The organism is Streptomonospora salina, from assembly GCF_014204715.1.
GTDB classification, from domain to species: Bacteria; Actinomycetota; Actinomycetes; order Streptosporangiales; family Streptosporangiaceae; genus Streptomonospora; species Streptomonospora salina.
Map to the genome: position 1 here is coordinate 269641 of NZ_JACHLY010000001.1, position 21672 is coordinate 291312.

Below are 21672 nucleotides of genomic sequence, written 5' to 3' on the forward strand. Positions count from 1 at the left end.
CGGGCACGCACGCGGCGGAGGGCGGAGCCGTCCCGGAGCCTTTCCGGAACCCGCGTGCGGAACGGTCGGACTGTGAGCGGCGGCAGGCCGCGGTTCCCGCGCGGTGGCCGGGCCCTGTGCGGCCACCGCCGACCGCCTGCCGCCGAACCCGTGCACCCGAGAGGCTCCACGGCGCCGCCTGGAGTCCGCTGACAGGAGGCCCCTCGATGTCGTCCGACACCGGAACCCCGCATGCCGGCCCCCGGGCCGGTATGCGGGAGTGGATCGGACTGGCGGTGCTGGCACTGCCGACCGTCCTGCTCGCTCTCGACTTCACCGTCCTGCACCTCGCGCTGCCGCACCTGACCGCCGAACTGGGACCCAGCAGCAGTCAGCAGCTGTGGATCCTGGACATCTACGGCTTCATGATCGCCGGATTCCTCATCACGATGGGCACACTGGGAGACCGGATCGGCCGCCGGCGCCTTCTGATGATCGGTGCGGCCTGCTTCGGCGCCGCCTCGGTCCTGGCGGCCTACGCGGTCAGCGCCGAGATGCTGATCGCCACGCGCGCACTGCTGGGCATCGCCGGGGCGACGCTGATGCCCTCGACACTGTCGCTGATCAGCACCATGTTCCACGACCCCAAGCAGCGCGGATTCGCGGTGGCGGTGTGGCTGAGCTGCTTCAGCGCGGGAGGCGCGATCGGCCCGCTCATCGGCGGCGCCCTGCTGGAGTGGTTCTGGTGGGGGGCGGTCTTCCTCATGGGCGTTCCGGTGATGGTGCTCCTGCTGATCACCGCACCGCTCCTGCTGCCGGAGTACCGCACCCCCGATCCGGGGCGCATCGACCTCATCAGCGTCGCGCTGTCGCTGGCCGCGATCCTGCCGATCGTCTACGCGGTCAAGGACGCCGCCGGGAACGGCTGGAGCGCGCCGGCGGTGGGCATCGTGCTGGTCGGCTTCGTGTTCGGCGGGGTGTTCGTGCGGCGGCAGCGGTCGCTGGAGGACCCGCTCATGGACGTCGGCCTGTTCCGGTTCCGGGCGTTCACCGTCGGGCTGGGCAGCCTGCTGCTGGGCACGCTGGCGCTGGGCGCGTTCGTGCTGCTGTTCGCACAGTACTTGCAGATCGTGCAAGAGCTGCCGCCGATCCGGGCCGGGCTGTGGATGGCGCCCTACGCGGTGGCCAACATCGCCGGCGCCATGATCGCGCCGGCGGTTGCCGCCAAGCTGCCCGCCAATCGCACGATCGCGCTGGGCCTGCTGGTGGCCGCGATCGGGTTCGCGATGTTCACCCGGATCGGCGGCGACGGCGGCCTGGTGCTGGGCATCGTGGCCAGTACGCTGATCACCTTCGGGCTCAGCCCTCTCATGGTACTCGTGATCGACCTGGTGATCGCGGCGGCGCCCAAGGAGCGCAGCGGGTCGGCGTCGGCGATGTCGGAGACGTGCTCGGAGCTGGGCATGGCGCTGGGCGTGGCGACCCTGGGCGCGGTCGGCACAGCCGTCTACCGCGCCGTGATCGAGCTGCCGGCGGGCGTGGCGGGCGCAGCCGCCGAGCAGGCTCGCGACGGCCTGCCCGGTGCCGCCGCGGCGGCCGCGGACCTTCCCCCGAACCCGGCCGGGGATCTGCTCGCTTCGGCGCAGAACGCGTTCATGACCGGCCTGTCGGCGGTCGGCTGGGCGAGCGCGGTGATGTGCGTGGCGATCGCGGGACTGACGTGGCTGTTCCTGAAGCCCGGGGGCGAGCAGAACGAGGACAGCGGCAGCAACGGCGAAGGCGACGCGGGGGATTCCCTCGGCGCCTCCGACGCCGGGGCGCACAGCGGGGAAGGGATTCCTACCGAGGGCCGCTGATTCCGCTCGCCGCGTCGCGTCCGGCCGCGGTGCCGTCCCCGGGGCGCCGCGGCCCGGGGACGGCAGCAACCGGACACGAAACGGATCAACCGGACGTGCCGTGCCCGCCGCGCGCATCCTGCACCGCGGCGTCGCCGGTGGCGCGGGCCAACTCTTCGGGGGTGTCGCAGTCCAGCGCCGCACGCGCGAGTGCGCCCTCGGCCGCGACCTCGCACGGATCCAGCGGAGCCAGCAGGCCGCGCAGCGAACGGCCGGTGTAGTCGGCCAGAGCGCTGCGCACCGCCGCAGCGCTCCACACACCCAGCAGCCACTGCACGCGCCCCTGGGCGTCGACGAGCACGGCTCCGCTGCGTCCCCGGGCCGCGCGGCGCAGGACGTCGAGATGACCGGTCTCCAGGAACGGCAGGTCGCCGGCCAGCAGCGCGAAACCCGGCCGCTCCACCCCCGCCAGTCCGGCGCGCAGCGCGGGCACCGGGCCCGAGCCCGGCGGGTCCTCGCGGACGTAGCGGGCGGCCGGGCGCTCGCGGGTCGGGCCCACGACGATCACCCGGTCGGCGGCGCCGGCGGCGTCCGCCACACGCTCGACCAGGCTCCTTCCGCCCACGTCCAGCCCCGGCTTGTCACCGCCGCCCATGCGCCGGGCGGCTCCCCCGGCCAGGATCACCGCGTCGAACGGATCGGGCTCGGTCATCGGGCCCCCTTCACGGTCGCGTGTGCGCCGCCGGCGGCGGCTCCGCTTTCAGCATTCCACCGCGCCCCGCCGGTCCGGCCCGGACGGGTGCGCTCGACGGCCCCGGCCGGGGTTCAGCCCTTCACGCAGATAACCCGGCGCAGGTGCGCCACGACCTCGACCAGGTCGGTCCGGGCCTCGATCACCGCACCCGGGTCCTTGTACGCCGCCGGGATCTCGTCGGCCCCACGGCGGCGCCCGTGCCGCAGTGGACGTCGGGCATGACGGCCCGGCCGCGACGCGCCGGGCCCGCCCGCCCCAGACGTGATGCCACGGGCGGTCGGTAACGCGGCTGGCGGGTGTCCGGCCGTGCCCGTAGATCGAACCGGAGTCGCACGCGGAGCGGCAACCGGTTTTCCCGGCTCCGGAGCCCCGCCCACCGCGGGCGGGGCCGTTTCCGGTCCCTCAGCCGCCGATGGCCGACATCGGGCGGGAGGGCTGCAGGAAGCTGGGGTCGTTGATTCCGTGGCCGGGCAGCTTGGTGGCGACGGCGGCGCGCCAGCGCTCGGCGATCTGCTCGTCGGTGCCGCCGTCGCGCAGCAGCGAACGCAGATCGGACTCCTCGCGGGCGAACAGGCAGTTGCGGATCTCGCCCTCGGCGGTCAGCCGCACCCGGTCGCAGGCTCCGCAGAACGGGCGGGTGACCGACCCGATCACGCCGACGGTCTCCGGGCCGCCGTCGACGTAGAACAGCTCGGCCGGCGCGCTGCCGCGGGTCTGGTCGTCGGCGGGGCGCAGGTCGTATACGGCGCTGAGGCGGTCGAGGATCTCGTCGGCGGTGACCATGGTGTCGCGGCGCCAGCCGTGCTGGGCGTCCAGCGGCATCTGCTCGATGAAGCGCAGCTGGTAGCCGTGCTCCAGGCAGAAGCGCAGCAGCTCGGGCGCTTCGGCGTCGTTGACGTCGCGCATCAGCACGGCGTTGACTTTGACGGGAGTGAGTCCGGCCGCGGCGGCTCCGGCCATGCCTTCCAGCACGTCGTCCAGCCGGCGGCGCCGGGCGAGCTGCTCGAACGTGTCGTGGCGCACGGTGTCCAGAGAGATGTTGACGCGGTCCAGGCCGGCGTCGGCGAGGGCGGGCGCCGTACGGTCCAGGCCGATGCCGTTGGTGGTCAGAGCGGTCTGCGGGCGGGGGTGCAGGGCGGTGGCGGCGCCGACGATGCCGGTCAGTCCGCGGCGCAGCAGCGGCTCGCCGCCGGTGAAGCGGATCTCCTCGATGCCCAGTGTCGTGACGCCGATGCGGATGAGCCGGTTCACTTCGTCGTCGGTGAGGACTTCCTCCTTGGGCAGCCACTCCAGGCCTTCGGGCGGCATGCAGTAGGAACAGCGCAGGTTGCAGCGGTCGGTGAGCGATACCCGCAGGTCCGTGGCGACCCTTCCGTAGGAATCGGCCAGCATGGGGCGTCACCTCTCAGTTTCAGGCGGCCGTCCAGCCTCAGCGATGCGGATGCGTCGGCGGTGACGTCACTCAGGTGGGTTCCCGGATCGGACCCACCTCAAAGATGCCTGCTTTGGCACGTTTGTACACCGCTGGGCTGACATCGGCGATTGTTCCACTCCGCGAACCATCGTCCGTATTGAGATCGTACTGCCGAAGCCGTTGCCCTGTATACAATCCCACGCATCGTGTCGCCGCCGGGAGAGCCCGGTCGGCCCCGTGCGGGTGCGGCCGGCCGCGCCCGGCGTAGCCGCCCGACACCCCGGGAACATCTCGGCCATGGAGGTCACCGAGGTTCTGCTGCCGGGAGTGGGCATCCGCTACGAATTCGCCACCGCGCGCGGCGCGCGTGTGGGTGTGGTCGCCCGCCGCACCGGCGACACCGAACTGCTGGTCTACGGCAGCGGCGATCCCGACACGCCGCGCCACCTGCTGCACCTGAACCGCGACGAGGCCGAGGCCGTCGCCGAGATGCTGGGGGCGCCGCGCGTGGCCGAACGCTTCGCCGACCTCACCCGCGAGGTCCCCGGCCTGGTCTCCGGCCAGATCGAGATCGGCGAGCACTCCCCCTACCGCGACCGCACCCTGGGCGACACCCGCGCGCGCACTCGCACCGGCGCGTCGATCGTGGCGATCGTGCGCGGAGAGGCCGTCATCGCCTCCCCCACGCCCGCCCGATCGCTGCACGCCGGCGACGTCCTGGTCGTGGTGGGCACCGAGGAGGGCATCGCCGGCGTCGAACGCATCGTCGGCGCCGTGTAGGCCGCGCCCGCCATGGACATCTCCGTCCCCCTCTTCCTGGAGCTCGGCGCGGTTCTGGTCGCCCTGAGCCTGGCTTCCAGCGTCGCGCGCCGCTGGGGGCTCTCCCCCGTCCCGCTGTACCTGCTGGCCGGGCTTGCGCTGGGCGAGGGCGGCGTGGCGCCGGTGCCGGCGGCGGGCGCGTTCATCGGCACGGGGGCGGCCATCGGCATGGTGCTGCTGCTGTTGCTTCTGGGGCTGGAGTTCTCACCCGCGGAGTTCTCGCAGAGCCTGCGGCTGCACCTGCCCTCATCGGTCCTGGACGCCGTGCTCAACGCGCTCCCGGGAGCGGCGGCCGGCCTGCTGCTGGGGCTGGACTGGCGCGGGGCCCTCGCGTTGGCGGGCATCACCTGGATCTCCTCCTCGGGCATCGTCGCCCGGCTGATCAACGACCTGGGACGACTGGGCAACCGCGAGACGCCCTCGGTGCTGTCGCTGCTGGTGCTGGAGGACATCGCCATGGCGGTCTACCTGCCGCTGCTGGGGGCGGCGGTCGTGGGCAGCACGCTGGGGCGCACCACATTCACGCTGGCCACGGCGCTACTGGCGGTCGCGGTGGCGCTGTTCGCCTCGCGGCGGCTGCGCGAGCCCATCAACCGCATCCTCGACACCGGCGACTCCGAGCAGTTCCTGCTGCGCATCCTGGGCCTGACCCTGCTGGTGGCGGGCGCGGCCGAAGCCGCCCACGCCTCGGCGGCGGTGGGCGCCTTCCTGGTGGGACTGGCGCTGAGCGGCCAGCTCGCTCAGCGCACGCGGGTGGCGATGGAACCGCTGCGCGACCTGTTCTCGCTGGTGTTCTTCCTGGCAATCGGGTTGACGATCGATCCGCGCAACCTGGTGCCGATCCTGCCGGCCGCGGCCGCGCTGGCCGCCGTGACGGCGCTGACGAAGACGGCGGTGGGTTTCTACGCCGCGGGTCGCGACGGCGTCGCCCGCCGCGGCCGGCTGCGCGCGGGCACGGTGCTCATTCCGCGCGGCGAGTTCTCCGTGGTGATCGCCGGCCTGGCCGCGGGCGCGGCGCCGGGCCTGGTTCCCTTCGCCGCGGCCTACGTGATCATCCTGGCGGTCGCCGGTCCGGTCGTCACCTATGCGGCCGGCCGGATGCCCACCCCCGTGTGGGCGGGCGGCACCCGCAACGGCGCCGAAGCCTGACCGGTCCGGCCGAAGCGCCGGGCGCCGCGGGCGGGCCGGCGGACGGGGCGGTTGCGCACGGGTCAGGTCAGCAGGGGCAAGCCGTGCACCATGGTGGAGATCCGGTTGCGGGGCCCGACCAGGCTGACGGCGGAGTAGTCGAGCTCGGTACCGGGCGTGGCCGCCACGTGCTGGAGATAGACGTCGTAGACGCGGGTCCGCTGCGCGGCGGCGGGCATGTCCACGACGTGGACTCCGTCGGAGGCCGCGGCCCGGGAGCGCAGGGCGGCCAGCCTCGCTCCGGTGGCCGACAGGATCGTGCAACCCGCCCACGGAAGTCCGGGGTGCAGCGACCCGCCGGCGTCCTCGGCGTCGGGCCCGAGCAGTCCCGACACCCCCTGCGCGGTCGCGGCCGCCACACACACGGCCGCGTTCGCCGCGCGGCCGGGCGGCGTCCCTTCCTCCACCACCACGACCCACTTCAGCCGCGCCGAGCGGGTGGGCTCGCCGGTCGCCACTTCGTCGGGGGCGAATCCGATCGCGCCGGTCGGCGTGTCAACCATGAACGGCTCCTTGATGTTCTCGATACGTTGATTCACCGATAACGTAGACGAACAACCGGAATGACGCCACTCCCTTCGTATTTAATACGACTAGAATGGAACGATGGAATCTCTCGACGAACTTGATACGGCGATCCTGCGGGAGCTGCAGCACGACGCACGGCGCACCAACCGCGACGTGGCCGCCGCCGTCGGCGTCTCCCCCACCACGGCGCTGGACCGCACCCGCTCGCTGTACCGGCGCGGCGTCGTCCGCGGCGCCCGGATCGAGGTCGACCTCGCCTCGATCGGCCGCCCGGTCCAGGCCCTGATCGCGATCCGGATCCGCCCCCCGGCCCGGCGCAACATCGATGCGTTCCGCAACTGGGTCAGCCGCTTGCCGGAGACCCTCGGCGTCTTCGTCACCACCGGCACCGACGATTTCCTGGTCCATGTCGCCGTCGCCGACAACGAGGCCCTCTACAGCTTCGTCATCGACCGGCTCACCGAGCGGGGCGAGGTCGCCGACGTGCGCACCTCGGTCGTCTACGAGCACCTGCAGAACGACTCGGTCGCCCCGCCTCCGGCGTCGGGGCGACGCCGCGGGCCCGAGGGCGGCGGCGTGTAGAGTGCAGCGCCGGTGCCCGGACCCGCTCCCGCGCAGGCGCGGGCCCGGGGCGTAGGCTGGCTGCGACACGATCGTCTCGAACGGGCCAGGAGCGGCAGTGGTCGTATCGCGCGCATGGGAGCTGGCCGGCGGAGCCAACGGGTCCGAGCGCCTGCACGCACGAGCGTGGGCACCCGAGGGCGCTGAGCCGACGTGGCTGGCGGTGCTGGTACACGGCTACGGCGAGCACATCGGCCGCTACGAGCACACCGCCGGCGCACTCGCCGCCGCCGGCGCCGCGGTCTACGGGCTCGACCACCGCGGGCACGGCCGGTCCTCGGGCGAGCGGGTGCTCGTCGACGACTTCGACGGCGTGGTCCTGGACCTCCACCGGCTGATCACCCAGGCCCGCAGTGCCTATCGCCGCCTGCCGCTGGTGCTCATCGGCCATTCCATGGGCGGCATGGTCGCCGCGCGCTACGCCCAGCTGCACCCCGACGAATTGGCGGGACTCGTGCTCTCGGGACCGGTGCTGGGCCGCTGGAGCGCCGCGAGCGAACTGCTGTCCGCGCCCGAGATCCCCGACGTGCCGCTGGACGCCTCGGCGCTGTCGCGCGACCCGCAGGTGGCCGCCGACTACGCCGCCGACGAACTGGTCTGGCACGGTCCGTTCAAGCGGGGGATGCTGCAAGCGATCGAGACCGAGCTGGCGCGCATCCGCGACCACGGCCGGCTGGGCGCCACCCCGCTGCTGTGGGTGCACGGCTCCCAGGACAGTCTGGTGCCGATCTCCGACACCCGGGTGGGCATCGAGGAGTTCGCCGGCGAGGACGTGGCGGTGCGGATCCTGCCCGGCGCCCGGCACGAGGTGTTCAACGAGACCGACCGGGACGAGGTGCTGGCGGAGGTCGTGCGCTTCGCCACGCGCTGCGCCGGCGCCTAGAGCGCGTTCGGCGGGTCGGTCCCGCTGCGCGCCGCCCCGCCGACGGCCCGTGCGCCCGGCCCGCCCGCCCTCCGGAGGCTTCCGGGCGCGAGCCCGCCCCGAGTAGGGCGCCGGCGCCTCGGCGCCCTACTCGGGGCGGGGGGCCTTCCGCTCCCGGGCCTGGTGCCGGCGGGCCTTGAGCCGGTTCCCGCAGGTCTTCATCGAGCACCACCGTGCGGTGTTGGCACGGCTGCGGTCCAGCAGGAACAGGCGGCATTCAGGGTTCTCGCACGGCCGCAGACGGCCGGGCATGCGCTCTTTGACGTCCGCCCACGCGAGCACGAGTTCCACGGCCAGCCTGCGCTCCGGCGGCGCCTCCAAGTGCCATTCGACGCCCGACGCGCCGGGTACCGGGACTCGGCGAACGCCGGCGAGCACTCGGCCCAGCCCGGGGTCCGCCGGCGTGCCCGACTCCACCGCCTGCAGCGCGTCCCGGGCCGTGCGCAGCCACCGGCGCTCCGCATCGCCGCCGATCCCCCCGTGCTCTCCGTGCTCCTGCGCCCACCGGTCCACCTCCCGGTCGGCACGCCACAGGTCCCGGCGCCGGCCGTCCGCAACAGGGGTGCTGTTCAGCGCCTGCATCAGGGCTTGCTCGTCCAGCACCTGCCCCACCTTCCCGACTAACTCCATCACGCCGTTTGACAGGTTACCCCCAAGGGAGTCTACTGGACACCGCAGCACAACCATCAAAATACACCGAAGGGGTTAGCAATGGTCGAGATCCGCCACCGATACGCGACGGTGCGGGGACACCGCGTCTTCTACCGCGAGGCAGGCGCCCGCGAGGCGCCCGCGCTCGTACTCCTGCACGGATTCCCCTCCAGCTCACGCATGTTCCGCCACCTCATCCCGGCGCTGGCCGACCGTTTCCACGTCATCGCCCCCGACCACCTCGGCTTCGGCAACTCCGACACCCCGGACGCGGACGCGTTCACCTACACCTTCGACTCCCTGACCGACATCACCGAAGCCCTTCTGTCCCAGCTCGGAATCGCCCGCTACGCCGTATACGTCCAGGACTACGGAGCGCCCATCGGCTGGCGGCTGGCACTGCGCGCCCCGGACGCGATCACCGCCGTGATCACGCAGAGCGGCAACGCCTACGAGGACGGTTTCGTACCGGACTTCTGGAAGCCCGTATGGGCGTACTGGGAGGACCCGGGCCCCCGGACCGAACCCGCCGTCCGTGCCGCCTTGTCGCTGGACGCCATCCGCTGGCAGTACCTGCACGGAGTGGACCGCCCCGAGCTGGTCGACCCCGACACGTGGGCCGCCGACCACCGCGAGGTCAACCGGCCGGGCAACGACCTCGTGCAGCTCGCCCTGTTCCGCGACTACGCGAGCAATCCGCCCCTCTACCCGCAGGTGCACTCCTACTTCCGGGAACACCGGGTTCCGCTCCTCGCGGTCTGGGGCGCCGGCGACGAGATCTTCGGCCCGGACGGAGCACGCGCCTTCGCACGGGACCTGCCGGACGCGGAGATCCACCTGGTCCCCGGAGGCGGACACTTCCTCCTCGAAAGCCACCTGGACACCGTGGCCGGATACATCCGCGGGTTCCTGACCGGCGCCGGATCACCGGAGTGAGGGTCGCGACGAGCTCCCGGGACGGGTGAGCGGGCGCTGCGCAGCCGATCCGGTCCCCCGCCGGCGCACCGACGCGCTCGCGACCGTTGTGCGGACGACGGCCGCGAATCCGAAGAGCGCGCCGCCGCGGGGGGCCGACGCCGCACGCCAGGCCCTCCGACGCCTTTTCACCGCGGACGTTCCCGCTGCTCGATGTAGTTCCGCAGCGCGGTCGACGGGGCACCGCCGGCCGGGCCGGCGGAGGAGGAGCCCGACCGGGTCCGCTCGGCGCGCCGACAGCGGCGGACACGCCCGCAGAACTCCCGGCGCGACCGGCGCGAGGACACCCCCGCCTGTGGAGCGCAGGTAAGACCGGCCCCCGGTCCGGCGCAGCGCGATGAAGCGGGAACCCGCCGAAGCGGCCGACCGGCCGCCGTAGGAATCCCCGGCTGTTAGCCCGGGGAGCGGACGTCAATCGGCGTAGAGCCCGTCGATGGCGTCGGCGTAGGTCTCCTGCACCACCCGGCGCCTGAGCTTGAGCGAGGGGGTCAGCTCCCCGCTTTCGACCGTCCACTCCACCGGCAGCAGCCGCCAGCGCTTGACCTGCTGGACACGGGCGAGCCGGGCGTTGGCGGTGTCGACCGCCCGCTGCACCTCCTGGCGCACCTGCGGGTTCTCGGCCAGCGCGGCCGGGCCGGTGTCGGCGATGCCGCGCGCCCGCGCCCAGCCCGGCACGGTCTCGGCGTCCAGCGTCAGCAGCGCCACCGGGTAGGGGCGCCCGTCACCGCAGGCCATGGCCTGTCCGATCAGCACGTTCTCCTTGAGAAGGTTCTCGACCGGTGCAGGGGCGATGTTCTCGCCGCCGGCGGTGACGATCAGCTCCTTCTTGCGGTCGACGACGTAGAGGAACCCGTCGTCGTCGACCCGTCCGAGGTCGCCGGTGTGCAGCCAGCCTTCGGGGTCGAAGAGCGCCTCGGTGTCGCCGGGCCGGTTGAGGTAGCCGGCCGTGTTGACGGGCCCGCGCACCAGGATCTCGCCGTCGTCGGCGACCGCCGCCTCCATTCCTTCGGAGGGCCGACCGACGCTTCCGAACTTGTAGGCGCCGTCGCGGTTGAGGGCGACCGCACCGCAGTTCTCGGTCATGCCGTAGACGTCGCGCACGAGCACACCCAGTCCGCTGAAGAAGCGCAGCGTGTCCGCGGGCATGGGCGCGGCGGCGGTGGTGAAGCTGGTGCAGCGGTCCAGGCCGACCAGGGACCGGATCGGCGCGAGCACCGCCGCCTCGGCCTCGGCGAAGCGCCGCTCCAGCGCGGCGCTGCGGCTGCGGCCGTACTGACCGGCCTCCAGATAGGCGCGGGCGGTCTCGGCGGCCTCGTCGACGGCGGCGCGCCGCTCCTCGGGCGCGGCCGCCAGCGCAGCCGCCAGGCTCGACTGCAGCTTCTCCCACACGCGCGGGACCCCGAAGAGCGCGTGCGGGCGCACCGTGTTCAGGTAGGCGCCCAGCCGGGCGGGGTCGGGGCAGAAGTGCAGGTGCCCGGCGATACGCAGCGGCAGGTAGACGCTCAGGACGCGTTCGGCGATGTGGGCCAGCGGCAGGTAGGAGATCGAGGATCCGCCCACGGGCAGGTCGTTGGCGCGCAGCGTCGAGGTGGCCTGGAACAGCACCTGGCGGTGGGTCTGGGGCACGCCCTTGGGGGTGCCGGTGGTGCCGGAGGTGTAGAGCAGTGCGGCGGTGTCCTCGGGGCGCAGTGCGCTCATGCGCTCGTGCACGGGCGCGGGGTCGGCGGCGTAGGCATCGCGGCCGCGGCGGCGGAACCCGCTCCACCCCACGAACGCGGTGCCGCCGGGGCCGGGACCGTCCGGAACGGCCTCGTCGTCGAGCAGGACCACGGTGTGCAGACGGCTCGGGGCCTCCAGGGCCGGACGCCACCGCTCCAGCTCCGCGGCGCCCTCCAGCACGGCCACGGAGGCGCCGCAGTCGTCGGCGACGTAGGCGACCTGCTCGGGCGGGAACGTAGCGTAGACGGTCAGGGGCACACCGCCGGCGTGCACGGCGCCCATGTCGGCGACGAGGTGCTCGGGGCGGTTGGGCAGCATCAGGGCGACGACCTCGCCGGGCAGCAGACCGCACTCGGCCAGGCCGGCCGCCGTCTCCAGCGCGGCACGGCGGTACTGGGCCCACGTCAGCGTGATCCCCTCCGCCTCGGCCCCCTCCTCCGTCTCGTCGGCCCCCTCGCAGGCGCCGCGCCGGGAGAGGGCGGGTCGGTCACCGTGCTCCTCGGCCGCCTGGCGCAGCCAGTCCACGAGGGTCAGCCCGGCGATCTCGGCGTCGACGTCCCGCCGCTCGCCCAGGACGTCGACGCCGGTGCCGCCGGCGGTGTGCCGCATCGAACCCCCAGATGTGTTCCGGATCACACTCCGTGGGGCGTATCGGACCACGACGGCGCGGGCGCCGCAAGGCCCCGGCCGCCGGGACGTCCCGGCGCGCCGCTCAGCCGTAGAGTCCCGCGCCGGGGCGGTCCGGGCGGGTGCGGGTCTCGGCCCAGGCGCGGGCCAACCGGTCGACGCCTTCGGCCAGCACCTCGGGCGGGTGGGCATACGACAGCCGTACGCGCCGCTCCAGGGTGCCGTCGACGCCGAACAGCGGCCCGGGCGCCAGATGCGCACCGTTCCGGTCGGCGGCTTCGGCCAGCGCCCCGGCGGCGGCGCGCGGCAGTCCCGCCCACAGCACCAGCCCGCCGGAAGGGCTGGTGAACTCCCAGTCGGGAAGGCGCTCGCGCAGGGCGGTGACCAGGGCGTCGCGGTTGCGGCGCAGTTGGCTGCTGCGTTCGGCGCGGATGCGCAGGGTGTCGGCCAGCAAGTGAGTGACGGTGAGCTGGTCCACCAGCGAACTGGACAGGTCCAGGCGGTGGCGGGCGGCGGTGAGCCGCTCGACCATGGGCGGGGTGGTGCGCACCCAGCCGATGCGCAGCCCGCCCCAGAAGGTCTTGGCCGCCGAGCCGACGGTGAAGACGCGGCCGTCGGCGTCGTGGGCGGCCAGCGGGGCGGGCAGGTCGCCGGAGTCGATCGCCAGCTCCGCCGCACTCTCGTCGACGATGAGGGCGCTGTCGGCGCGGCGGGCTGCGGCGGCCACGGCCGCGCGCTCGTCGTCGTCCATCAGCACCCCGGTGGGGTTCTGGAAATCGGGGATGAGGTAGGCGACGGCGGGTTTGATGCGGCGGAAGGCGTCGAGCACGTGGTCCATGTCCCAGCCGGAGGGGGTGACCCCGACGGTACGCACGCGGGCGTCCAGCCGTCGCGCGGCGTCCAGGGCGTGGGGGTAGGTGGGCGATTCCACCAGCAGGCTGTCGCCGGGCTCGGTGAGCAGGTCCATCAGCAGCGCGACGGCGTGCATGGCGCCGCCGGTGACGAAGATCTGCTCGGGCTCGGTGGGCAGGCCCCGCTCGACGTAGCGCCGGGCGACGGCGTGGCGCAGCTCGGGGAGGCCGCGGGGGCTGTAGCCGATGCCGCCGACGTGTGCGGCCAGCTGGTCCACGGCCAGGCGGGCGGCCGGCTGGATGCCGTCGACCGCGGCCGGTGCCGCCATGCCCAGGTCGATCCGGTCGGGGCGGGGCGTGAGCGCGCCCGAGCCCGCGCCCGAATCCGGCAGCACGGTCCAGCTCCCGGCGCCCTGGCGGCTGTCCAGGAAGCCGTTCTCACGCAGCCAGGAGTAGGCGGCGGTGACGGTGTTGCGGCTGACGCCCAGGGCTGCGGCGAGGTCCCGTTCGGCCGGAAGCCGCGTGAAGGTGGGCACTCGGCCGTCGAGGACGAGGCCGCTGACCGCCCGGCCCAGGGCGAGGTAGTAGGGGCGGCCCTCGGCGCTGCGGCCGACGAGCCGGGCGAGGAGGTGGCCGTTGATCCGGCGCTCATCAACCACGTGGGGTGCCACTTTCCCGAATTGGCTCTGTCGTATCCGGCCTTAATGGGGCCAACATTACCCCAGCGGCCCACCGGCCGCGGGAAGCGATTCAGCTCGGGAAGGCATCCGCGTGTCCGCTGCGCCCCGCACCTCCGCCGGAATCCGGCGCCTGTTCCTGCATCCGCTGCTGCCCCCGCCGCGGGGCCGCCGGCTCGTGCAGCTCTACGCGGGGCTGTGCGGCTTCGGTCTCGGCTGCGCGCTGCTGATCGTCTCGGACCTGGGCGCGATGCCGTGGGACGTGCTGCACCAGGGCCTGGCCCGGCACACCGGCCTGTCGGTGGGCGCGTGCAGCATCGCGACGGCCGGGGCGGTCATGCTGCTGTGGGTGCCGCTGCGCCAACGGGCGGGCGTGGGGACCGTCAGCAACGCCGTGGTGGTGGGGCTGGCGGTGGACGCCTCCGTGTGGCTGCTGCCCGAGGTGGAGGGCCTGGCGGCGCGCTGGGCCGCCCTGGGCGCGGGGACCGTACTGACCGGCCTGGCCACGGGCTGCTACATCGGCGCCGGGCTGGGCCCGGGCCCGCGCGACGGGCTGATGGTGGGCCTGGCGGAACGCACCCGGCTGTCGGTGCGCGCGGCCCGCACCGTTATCGAGGCGTCCGTGGTGGTCGCCGGAACCCTGCTCGGCGGCACGGTGGGAATCGGCACACTGCTGTTCGCGGTATCCATCGGCCCGTTGGCCCAGCTCGTGCTGCCGCTGTCGCGAGTGGCCCCCGCCGCCGCGGACTCCGCGGCCCCGGATGCGGATCCGGCCGACCCACGCCCCCGCCGCGGACCGCCGGAGCCCGGCCGCCGGGACGCGGAAACGGATAGCCCCGAACCCGGGATCGGGACCGGGCCCCACCCGCCCGATTCCCCATGACGGCGATCACGCCGGAATAACGGATTCTCAGTCGCGAACCGCCGGGCCGGGGCCGACCGGACCGCCGGACCGGGCGAACCGGCCGCTCCCGCACCGCCCGGGCGGCCGGTGAAGCGTGCCCGAGCCAGTGCCCCGGCACCCGCCGGGGTGCGTCCGTTCCGGCCTCCACCAGGGAAAGCGCTTCAACCGGTACCGTGACGGCAGTGGGCGGCGCACGCAGCCGTCCGGCCGACCGGCCCGCCGCGGCCCCGCCCCCGCGCGGAAACCTCCGCTGCGGCGCGCGCATGCGCCGCAGCCGAAGGGCCGCGGGGCGGTGCGGAGTTGGATACGGTACGTCCGCGTAGACGTGATCTCGGCAGAGAAGGGGGTGAGCCGCGTGTCCGGCTGGATTGAGGATTACGCGCTGATCGGCGACATGCAGACCGCAGCTCTCGTGGGGCGCGACGGCTCCGTGGACTGGCTCTGCCTCCCCCACTTCGACTCCCCCGCCTGCTTCTCCGCGCTGCTGGGCGACGAGCAGAACGGCAACTGGTGGATGCGCCCCGCCAACGGCGAACCGCGCGCAACGCGTCGGCGCTACCGCGCCGACACCATGATCCTCGAATCCGAGTGGGACACCCCCGAGGGCTCCGTTCGGGTCATCGACTTCATGCCCCCGCGCGGCGGCGCCCCCCACCTCGTCCGCATCGTCGAAGGCCTGGCCGGGACGGTGCGCATGCAGACCGCACTGCGGCTGCGCTTCGACTACGGCAACGTCGTGCCCTGGATCCACCGCAGCGGCACCGAACTGGTGGCCGTCGCCGGCCCCGACGCGGTGTGGATGAGCTCGCCCGTGCCGCTGGAAGGCCACAACTTCCTGCACGACGCCACCTTCACCGTCAGCGCCGGGCAGCGGGTGCCGTTCGTCATGACCTGGCACCCCTCGCCGGTGGAGGAGTCCGACCACCTCGACGCCGAGAAGGCCCTGTCGCGCACCGAGCGGTTCTGGCACCGCTGGGTGGAGCAGTGCACCTACCAGGGCGAGTACCGCGAAGCCGTGGTGCGCTCGCTGATCACCCTCAAGGCGCTGACCTACCGCCCCAGCGGCGGCATCGTGGCCTCGCCCACCACCTCCCTGCCCGAGGACGTCGGCGGCGTGCGCAACTGGGACTACCGCTACTGCTGGCTGCGCGACGCCACCATCACCCTCGAAGCGCTCATCCGCAGCGGCTACACCGACGAGGCACTGGCCTGGCGCGAGTGGCTGGTGCGCGCGGTGGCCGGCGAACCCCAGCACATGCAGATCATGTACGGCGTGCGCGGCGAGCGGCGACTGGCCGAGTGGGAGGCCGACTGGCTCCCGGGATACGAGGAGTCCCGCCCGGTGCGCATCGGCAACGCCGCCGTGGGCCAGTACCAGCTCGACGTCTACGGCGAGGTCATGGACGTGCTGCACCTGGCGCGGCGCAGCGGCCTGCAAGGCGGCGAGCACGTGTGGGGGCTGCAGCGCTCCCTGGTCAACTACCTCGAATGGTGCTGGGACGAGCCCGACGAGGGCCTGTGGGAGGTCCGCGGCCCGCGCCAGCACTTCGTGCACTCCAAGGTGATGGCCTGGGTGGCCGCCGACCGCGCGGTGCGCGCCATCGAGGACTACGGCAAAGAGGGGCCGGTCGAGCGCTGGCGGGCCCTGCGCGACACCATCCACGCCGAGGTCTGCGAATACGGCTACGACTCGGCACGCAACACCTTCACCCAGTTCTACGGCAGCAAGGAGCTCGACGCCGCGCTGCTGCTGATGCCCGAGGTCGGGTTCCTGCCCTACGACGACCCCCGCATCGTCGGCACCATCGAGGCCATCCGCGACGACCTGATGATCGACGGCTTCGTGATGCGCTACCGCACCGACCGCGAGGAGGCCGCCGACTGCCTCCCCGGCGACGAGGGCGCGTTTCTGGCGTGCAGCTTCTGGATGGCCAACGCGCTGCTGTCCATCGGCCGCGAGAAGGAGGCCCGCGACCTGTTCGACCGCCTGCTGGCGCTGCGCAACGACGTCGGGCTGCTGTCGGAGGAATGGGACGCCGCCGAAGGGCGCCAGGTGGGCAACTTCCCGCAGGCCTTCAGCCACGTGCCGCTGGTCACCACCGCCCTGAACCTGTCCCACCAGAACGGGCACCGGCGCGGCTGAGCGCCGCAGGGGAGCTGTCGACCATGGACGATTTCGTACAGACCCTCCTGAGGGGCCAGGGCTGGCCGCAGCTGACGGCGCTTGCGGTGGCACTCGTGCTGTGCACGCTCATCGGCCTGGAACGGGAGCTGCGGCAGAAGAACGCGGGGCTGCGCACCCACACCCTCGTGGGGGTGGGCGCGGCCCTGTTCATGGTGGTGAGCAAATACGCGTTCTTCGACGTCATCGACGATGACGACATCATGCTCGACCCCTCGCGCGTCGCCGCGCAGATCGCCTCGGGCATCGGGTTCGTCGGCGCCGGCGTCATCTTCGTGCGCCAGGACATCGTGCGCGGGCTGACCACCGCGGCGACGATCTGGGTGGCCGCCGCGGTGGGCACCGCCGCCGGCGCCGGCCTGTGGCTGGTCGCCGCCGCCGTGACGGCCGCCCACTACCTGGTGTCGATGGGCTACCCTCCGCTGCTGCGGTTGATCACGCGCCGCCAGCCACCCGTCGTCCCCGTGCGCCTCGCCTACCTGGACAACCGCGGAGCGCTGCGCGCCGTCCTGGCCGACGTCGCCGAACGCGGCTACCGGGTGCTGGAGGTCGACACCCGGCGCCGGGACGCCGACGGCCCCGACGGCGGGATCGTCGACCTGACCCTGCACGTGCGCGGAGGCACCCGGGACACGCGCATGCAGGAACTGGCGACCGCTCTCGCGGAGACGCCCGGCGTGGTGTCGGTACGCATCGGGGAACCGGGCAGCGAAGAGTGAGGCGCCGGACGAGCGGCCGGCGCGAACCGCCCGCTGCCGCGGCGGTGCGGGCTCTGCCGGGCGGGCACGCGGTGTCTCCCGGGCCCGCTAGGGTACTGCCATGCCAGGACGAGCCTTGAACGAGATGATGGACGACGGCTGGGCCGAGGCGCTCGCGCCCACGGCCGACCGGATCGCCCGAATGGGCGACTTCCTGCGCCAGGAGGTCGCCGACGGCCGCACCTACCTCCCCTCCGGCGACAACGTGCTGCGCGCCTTCCAGCAGCCCTTCGCCGACGTGCGGGTGCTCATCGTCGGCCAGGACCCCTACCCCACTCCCGGCCATGCGGTGGGGCTGAGCTTCTCGGTGGCGCCGGACTGCAATCCGCCCGCCAGCCTGCGCAACATCTTCCAGGAGTACAGCGACGACCTCGGGCTGCCGGCGCCCTCCACCGGCGACCTCGCCCCATGGACCAAGCAGGGCGTGCTGCTGCTGAACAGGTCGCTGACCGTGGCTCCCGGAAAACCCGCCGCGCACCGCGGCAAGGGCTGGGAAGAGGTCACCGACCAGGCCATCCGCGCCTTGGCCGAGCGCGGCACCCCGCTGGTGGCGATCCTGTGGGGCCGCGACGCCCGCAACCTGCGCCCGCTCATGCCGGGTGTGGGGTGCGTGGAGTCCCCCCACCCCAGCCCCATGTCGGCCAATAAGGGCTTTTTCGGATCGCGTCCGTTCAGTCGCGCCAACAAGATCCTGGAGGACCAGGGCGCCGACCCGGTGGACTGGCGGTTGCCGTAGCACCCGCTCATGGCCGCTTTCGGCCGCACGCGGCGCTGTACCGGGGTTTCGCAACGGTGCCCGGGCGTACTTGAATCGGCGGCGCCGGCGTGTCGGCACTCGGGCCCGCACGCGGAAGGGCACGGACTGCGGCGGACCGCGACGACAGGGAAGGGCGCCAGCGCAATGGGCAAGCGGCTCGGCTACGCCGACGCGTTGAAGATGCTGGGGCACGACGACTCGGCGGTGCTGGACTTCGCGGAGAAGCTGTCCGAAGGCGGGTTGGGTTCGCTCGGAGTACCCGGGGCGGCGAGTGCGGGCGGTGCGATCGCCGGCATGGGGCGCCGGGCCCTGACCGGAATCCGGGAGAAGATCACCGGGATCAGCCGCATGGACCGCACGGAGCGGGTCGCTGCGGCGCAGAGCGTTCTCGTGGCGGTCTCGGTGTTCGAGGCCCTCGACGAGGTGCTCGCGGACTCGCGCGCCCGGTTGCGGCTGTCCGACCTGGAGATGACCGGAGAGGAGCAGTCGGCCCTATGCGAGCACGCGCTCGACAGGAGTTCCACACACGTTTTCCGCCAGTCCGGCGGCCACGCCTACGCCGGATCCGCTCCCGTCGACACGGCATCGGTATCGCGGCCACTCGTCGAGTTCGTGAAGGGCCTGGCCGTGTGGGACGGACTGGACGCCACGGAACGCGCCTCGGCGGCCCGCGCCATCGACCGGCGCCTGCCCGAGCTCGCCCAGCGCCGGTTCACCGAGTCCTACCGGCAGCTCGCCGCGGAGGTCCCCGAGTTCGGCATCTGGGCGAACACGGCCGAGCACGAGGCGACCCGGAGACACGTCGCGGAGGTCGACACCGGGCTGGCCAGCCTGCACAGCATGGTCGAGGCGATCGACTCCACCGACCGCGCCCTCGACCGGCGCCGCAGCGAGCTGCGCGCCCTCTACGGGGCCGCCCTGGACCGCCGCCTGCTGCGCTCCGCCGACGCGCCCCCCGGTTTGCAGCTCCCGACGCTGGAGTCGGCCTACCTGACACCGCGGGGGCGCTTCATCCTGACCTACTTCGGTGATCAGCCGTCCACCGAAGCGTGGTGGCAGCGGGTCCCGGTGCACGGCGATGTGGAGGCGCTCCTGGTCGAGCGGCTGACGCGCCCGGAAGCCGCGGAGGCGCCGATCGTCATCCTGGGGCATCCCGGCGCGGGAAAATCGGTGCTGACCGAGATGCTGGCCGCCCGACTCTCCACGTCCGACTTCTTCGCGCTCCGCGTGGAGCTGCGGGCCGTTCCGCCCAACGCGCCGCTGCACGTGCAGATCGAGGAAGGGCTGGCGGCCACCCTGAAGACCCGGGTGCAGTGGCGGGAACTGGCCGAATCGGCCGACGGCGCGCTGCCGGTGATCATCCTGGACGGGTTCGACGAACTGCTCCAGGCCGGCGGGGTCAACCGGTCGGACTACCTGGAACAGGTCCAGGAGTTCCAGCGCCATCAGCGGGCGCTGGGGCAGCCGGTCGCCGTCATCGTGACCAGCCGGACCGTCGTCGCCGAACGGACCCGCTTTCCCGAGGAGACCCCGGTCCTGCGCCTGGAACCCTTCGACGACCGCCAGATCGCCCGGATGGTGGAGATCTGGAACCGCTCCAACGAGGCCGCCTACGCCGGCCGCGAGCTGCGGGCACCCGGCGCCGAGTCCCTCGGGGCCTACCGGGAGCTCGCCGAGCAGCCGCTGCTGCTGCTCATGCTGCTGATCTACGACTCCGATTCGAACGCCCTGCAGCGCTCGGACGGGGCGCTTTCGCACAGCGAGCTGTACGAGCAGCTGATGCGGATGTTCGCCGAGCGCGAGGTGCGCAAGCACCGGCCCGACCTGACGGACGCGGACCTGGCCCGCGCCGTCGGGGACGAGCTGCACCGGCTGGAGGCCGTCGCCGTCGCCATGTTCGTGCGGCGGCGGCAGAACGTCACAGCGGCCGAGCTGGACGCCGACCTGGCCGCGCTGATGCCCGAATCCGGGCGGCGCCCCGACGACGCCGACCTGCACGGCACGGTGCGCGACGCCCATCGGGTACTGGGCCGGTTCTTCTTCGTGCACGAGTCCCGGACCCGGGCCGGGGACGGCCCGGCGAGCGTCTTCGAATTCCTGCACGCGACCTTCGGCGAGTACCTGGTGGCACGCGCCGTCACCGACGCCCTGGACGACCTGCTGGAGGCCCGCCGGTTCGCCGCGCGGCGGCCGCGCGCCGCGCCGCCCGTGGACGACGGGCTGCTGTATGCGCTGACCTCGTTCGCCGTGCTCGCGGGCAGCACGGCGACGGTGGAGTTCATCGAGGACCTGCTGCACCGCCGGTTCGCCGGCGGTTCCGACGCGCGCGCCGAGTACCGCGAGCTGCTGCTGGAGCTGTTCGGCGAGGCGCCTTACCCGGCCGACAACCGCTCCTACACCGGCTACCGCCCCCAGCGCCTGCCCATCAGCGAGCGCCAGGCCGCCTACACCGCCAACCTCGTGCTGCTGATCAGCCGTGTGGACCCCGGCGGCGTCGACATCACCGAGCTGTTCGAGCGGGAGCACCCCTGGCAGAACCTCGGGGACTGGCGCTCCCTCGCCGGGCAGTGGCGCGCCCTGGGCAACCAGCAGTGGCACGGCCAGCTGAACGCGATCAGACTGCGCCACCTGGGCTTCGGCGGAGACGCGCCGCGCTCGGTGCTGGCGCCCAACCACGGCGGAGAGGTCAACGTCGGCGAGTGCATCGGATTCGAGATCACCTCCGACACCCGCGACCCGGTGTCGATGACCGACCCCTACACGGTCACGCTGGAGCACGGGACGGTCACCTCGAACATGCTGCGGTCGGCGGCGGTGCGCGTCACCGGCACGACGGCGCGCATGGCGATGCAGCTGCTGCCCTACCTGGCCAACGTCTCCCGCGAGCCGGTCGCGTGGCTGAAGGACGACGAGGAGGGCACGGTCTTCTCGACGGGGCACGACGTGCTGGAGCTGCGGCTCGCACTGCCCGAACTGGGCGGCGACGGCGCGTGGCGGCCGCGGCTGCGGCGCTACGAGCGGCTGCTGGCCACGCGTGTCCTCGGCCGGGTCGAGGCGCCGCTGCTGCGCCAGGCGGCGGAGGACCTGTCCCACGCGGCACGCCTGGACTCCTCCGACGCCGACGCCTACCGCAGGGCTCTGGTGCGGGTCCTGGCCGACTACCTGGGCAGTGTCGACACCGTCGCCCCGGCCGCGTCGACGTCGCCGGAGGCGCTGCGCGCCGTGTTCGACCGGCTGGGCCGGCACGCCGGGGACGGCGCCGGCCCCCTCACGAAGGCCCGCGCGGACATCCTGGCCCTCGCCGCCGAGGCCGCCGAGGCTGCGGAGGCCGCAGAGGACGGCGACGAGGGGGATCCCCCTTCCGCCGCGGCGGACCGGTCCGGTCCGCTCTCCGGCCCCGGAGGCCCGCAGGACGGTCCGGGAAGCGCACAGGACCCCGGACCGATCGGCGGGCGCACCGGAGGGGACGACCGCTTCGGGGCCGCCAACAGCGGCGCCTGGCACTGACCGC

18 protein-coding genes are annotated in these 21672 nt (G+C 73.3%); 11 read left to right on the forward strand and 7 right to left on the reverse strand.

All coding sequences use genetic code 11. The features are described 5' to 3' along the window. Positions 1-206: 206 nt before the first annotated feature. Entirely contained in the window at positions 207-1835 is a 1629-nt protein-coding gene (locus tag HNR25_RS01215; RefSeq protein WP_184632678.1) for an MFS transporter, read from the forward strand. A gap of 85 nt (positions 1836-1920) precedes the next feature. Here the strand turns inward: HNR25_RS01215 and mobA are convergent, their stop codons facing one another. From mobA to moaA, 3 genes are all read right to left on the reverse strand, one after another. Continuing rightward, positions 1921-2526, reverse strand: a complete 606-nt coding sequence (mobA, locus tag HNR25_RS01220) for a molybdenum cofactor guanylyltransferase (RefSeq protein WP_184632680.1) — start codon at positions 2524-2526, stop codon at positions 1921-1923. Between the two features lie 113 nt (positions 2527-2639). Continuing rightward, entirely contained in the window at positions 2640-2945 is a 306-nt protein-coding gene (locus HNR25_RS27000) for an RtcB family protein (RefSeq protein ID WP_376767399.1), read from the reverse strand. Between the two features lie 25 nt (positions 2946-2970). Continuing rightward, complete coding sequence (moaA, locus tag HNR25_RS01230) at positions 2971-3960, reverse strand: GTP 3',8-cyclase MoaA (protein ID WP_184632682.1); 990 nt, start codon at positions 3958-3960, stop codon at positions 2971-2973. Positions 3961-4279: 319 nt separating this feature from the next. On the opposite strand from moaA, the gene HNR25_RS01235 reads away from it, so the two are divergent. Further along, positions 4280-4762 (forward strand): cation:proton antiporter regulatory subunit, encoded by a 483-nt coding sequence (locus tag HNR25_RS01235; protein WP_184632684.1) that lies wholly within the window; start codon positions 4280-4282, stop codon positions 4760-4762. 12 nt (positions 4763-4774) lie between these two features. After that, on the forward strand, positions 4775-5950 hold the full coding sequence (locus HNR25_RS01240; RefSeq protein WP_184632686.1) for a cation:proton antiporter: 1176 nt from the start codon (positions 4775-4777) through the stop codon (positions 5948-5950). A 62-nt stretch (positions 5951-6012) separates the two neighbouring features. Here HNR25_RS01240 and HNR25_RS01245 read toward each other — a convergent pair whose 3' ends face one another. Further along, entirely contained in the window at positions 6013-6492 is a 480-nt protein-coding gene (locus tag HNR25_RS01245) for a DUF2000 domain-containing protein (RefSeq protein WP_184632688.1), read from the reverse strand. 103 nt (positions 6493-6595) lie between these two features. Here HNR25_RS01245 and HNR25_RS01250 point away from each other — a divergent pair, with 103 nt between their 5' ends. Both HNR25_RS01250 and HNR25_RS01255 read left to right on the forward strand, forming a co-directional pair. Continuing rightward, a complete protein-coding gene (locus tag HNR25_RS01250) occupies positions 6596-7099 on the forward strand; it encodes an Lrp/AsnC family transcriptional regulator (RefSeq protein WP_184632690.1) in 504 nt (167 codons plus the stop codon). Between the two features lie 97 nt (positions 7100-7196). Then, positions 7197-8021 carry an alpha/beta hydrolase gene (locus tag HNR25_RS01255; protein WP_184632692.1) on the forward strand — a complete coding sequence of 275 codons (825 nt, stop codon included), beginning with the start codon at positions 7197-7199 and terminating at the stop codon, positions 8019-8021. 126 nt (positions 8022-8147) lie between these two features. Here the strand turns inward: HNR25_RS01255 and HNR25_RS01260 are convergent, their stop codons facing one another. Then, positions 8148-8663, reverse strand: coding sequence for a CGNR zinc finger domain-containing protein (locus tag HNR25_RS01260; protein ID WP_184632694.1), 516 nt, complete (start codon positions 8661-8663; stop codon positions 8148-8150). A 108-nt stretch (positions 8664-8771) separates the two neighbouring features. Here HNR25_RS01260 and HNR25_RS01265 point away from each other — a divergent pair, with 108 nt between their 5' ends. Then, on the forward strand, positions 8772-9647 hold the full coding sequence (locus HNR25_RS01265; RefSeq protein ID WP_184632696.1) for an alpha/beta fold hydrolase: 876 nt from the start codon (positions 8772-8774) through the stop codon (positions 9645-9647). 450 nt (positions 9648-10097) lie between these two features. On the opposite strand, the gene HNR25_RS01270 is transcribed toward HNR25_RS01265, so the two are convergent. Both HNR25_RS01270 and yczR read right to left on the reverse strand, forming a co-directional pair. Then, the gene (locus HNR25_RS01270) at positions 10098-12014 is read right to left on the reverse strand and encodes an AMP-dependent synthetase/ligase (protein WP_184632698.1); all 1917 of its coding nucleotides are present in this window, start codon (positions 12012-12014) and stop codon (positions 10098-10100) included. A 103-nt stretch (positions 12015-12117) separates the two neighbouring features. Then, a complete protein-coding gene (gene yczR / locus HNR25_RS01275; RefSeq protein ID WP_184632700.1) occupies positions 12118-13542 on the reverse strand; it encodes a MocR-like transcription factor YczR in 1425 nt (474 codons plus the stop codon). Between the two features lie 112 nt (positions 13543-13654). On the opposite strand from yczR, the gene yczE reads away from it, so the two are divergent. The 5 genes from yczE to HNR25_RS01300 all read left to right on the forward strand — a co-directional run bounded on the left by yczE (position 13655) and on the right by HNR25_RS01300 (position 21668). Beyond that, positions 13655-14443 (forward strand): membrane protein YczE, encoded by a 789-nt coding sequence (gene yczE, locus HNR25_RS01280; RefSeq protein ID WP_312862292.1) that lies wholly within the window; start codon positions 13655-13657, stop codon positions 14441-14443. 376 nt (positions 14444-14819) lie between these two features. Continuing rightward, complete coding sequence (locus HNR25_RS01285; RefSeq protein WP_312862293.1) at positions 14820-16607, forward strand: glycoside hydrolase family 15 protein; 1788 nt, start codon at positions 14820-14822, stop codon at positions 16605-16607. Between the two features lie 23 nt (positions 16608-16630). Beyond that, a complete protein-coding gene (locus tag HNR25_RS01290; protein ID WP_184632703.1) occupies positions 16631-17365 on the forward strand; it encodes an MgtC/SapB family protein in 735 nt (244 codons plus the stop codon). 100 nt (positions 17366-17465) lie between these two features. Continuing rightward, the gene (locus HNR25_RS01295) at positions 17466-18140 is read left to right on the forward strand and encodes a uracil-DNA glycosylase (RefSeq protein ID WP_184632704.1); all 675 of its coding nucleotides are present in this window, start codon (positions 17466-17468) and stop codon (positions 18138-18140) included. Positions 18141-18305: 165 nt separating this feature from the next. After that, a complete protein-coding gene (locus HNR25_RS01300; protein ID WP_184632706.1) occupies positions 18306-21668 on the forward strand; it encodes an NACHT domain-containing protein in 3363 nt (1120 codons plus the stop codon). Positions 21669-21672 lie beyond the last annotated feature (4 nt).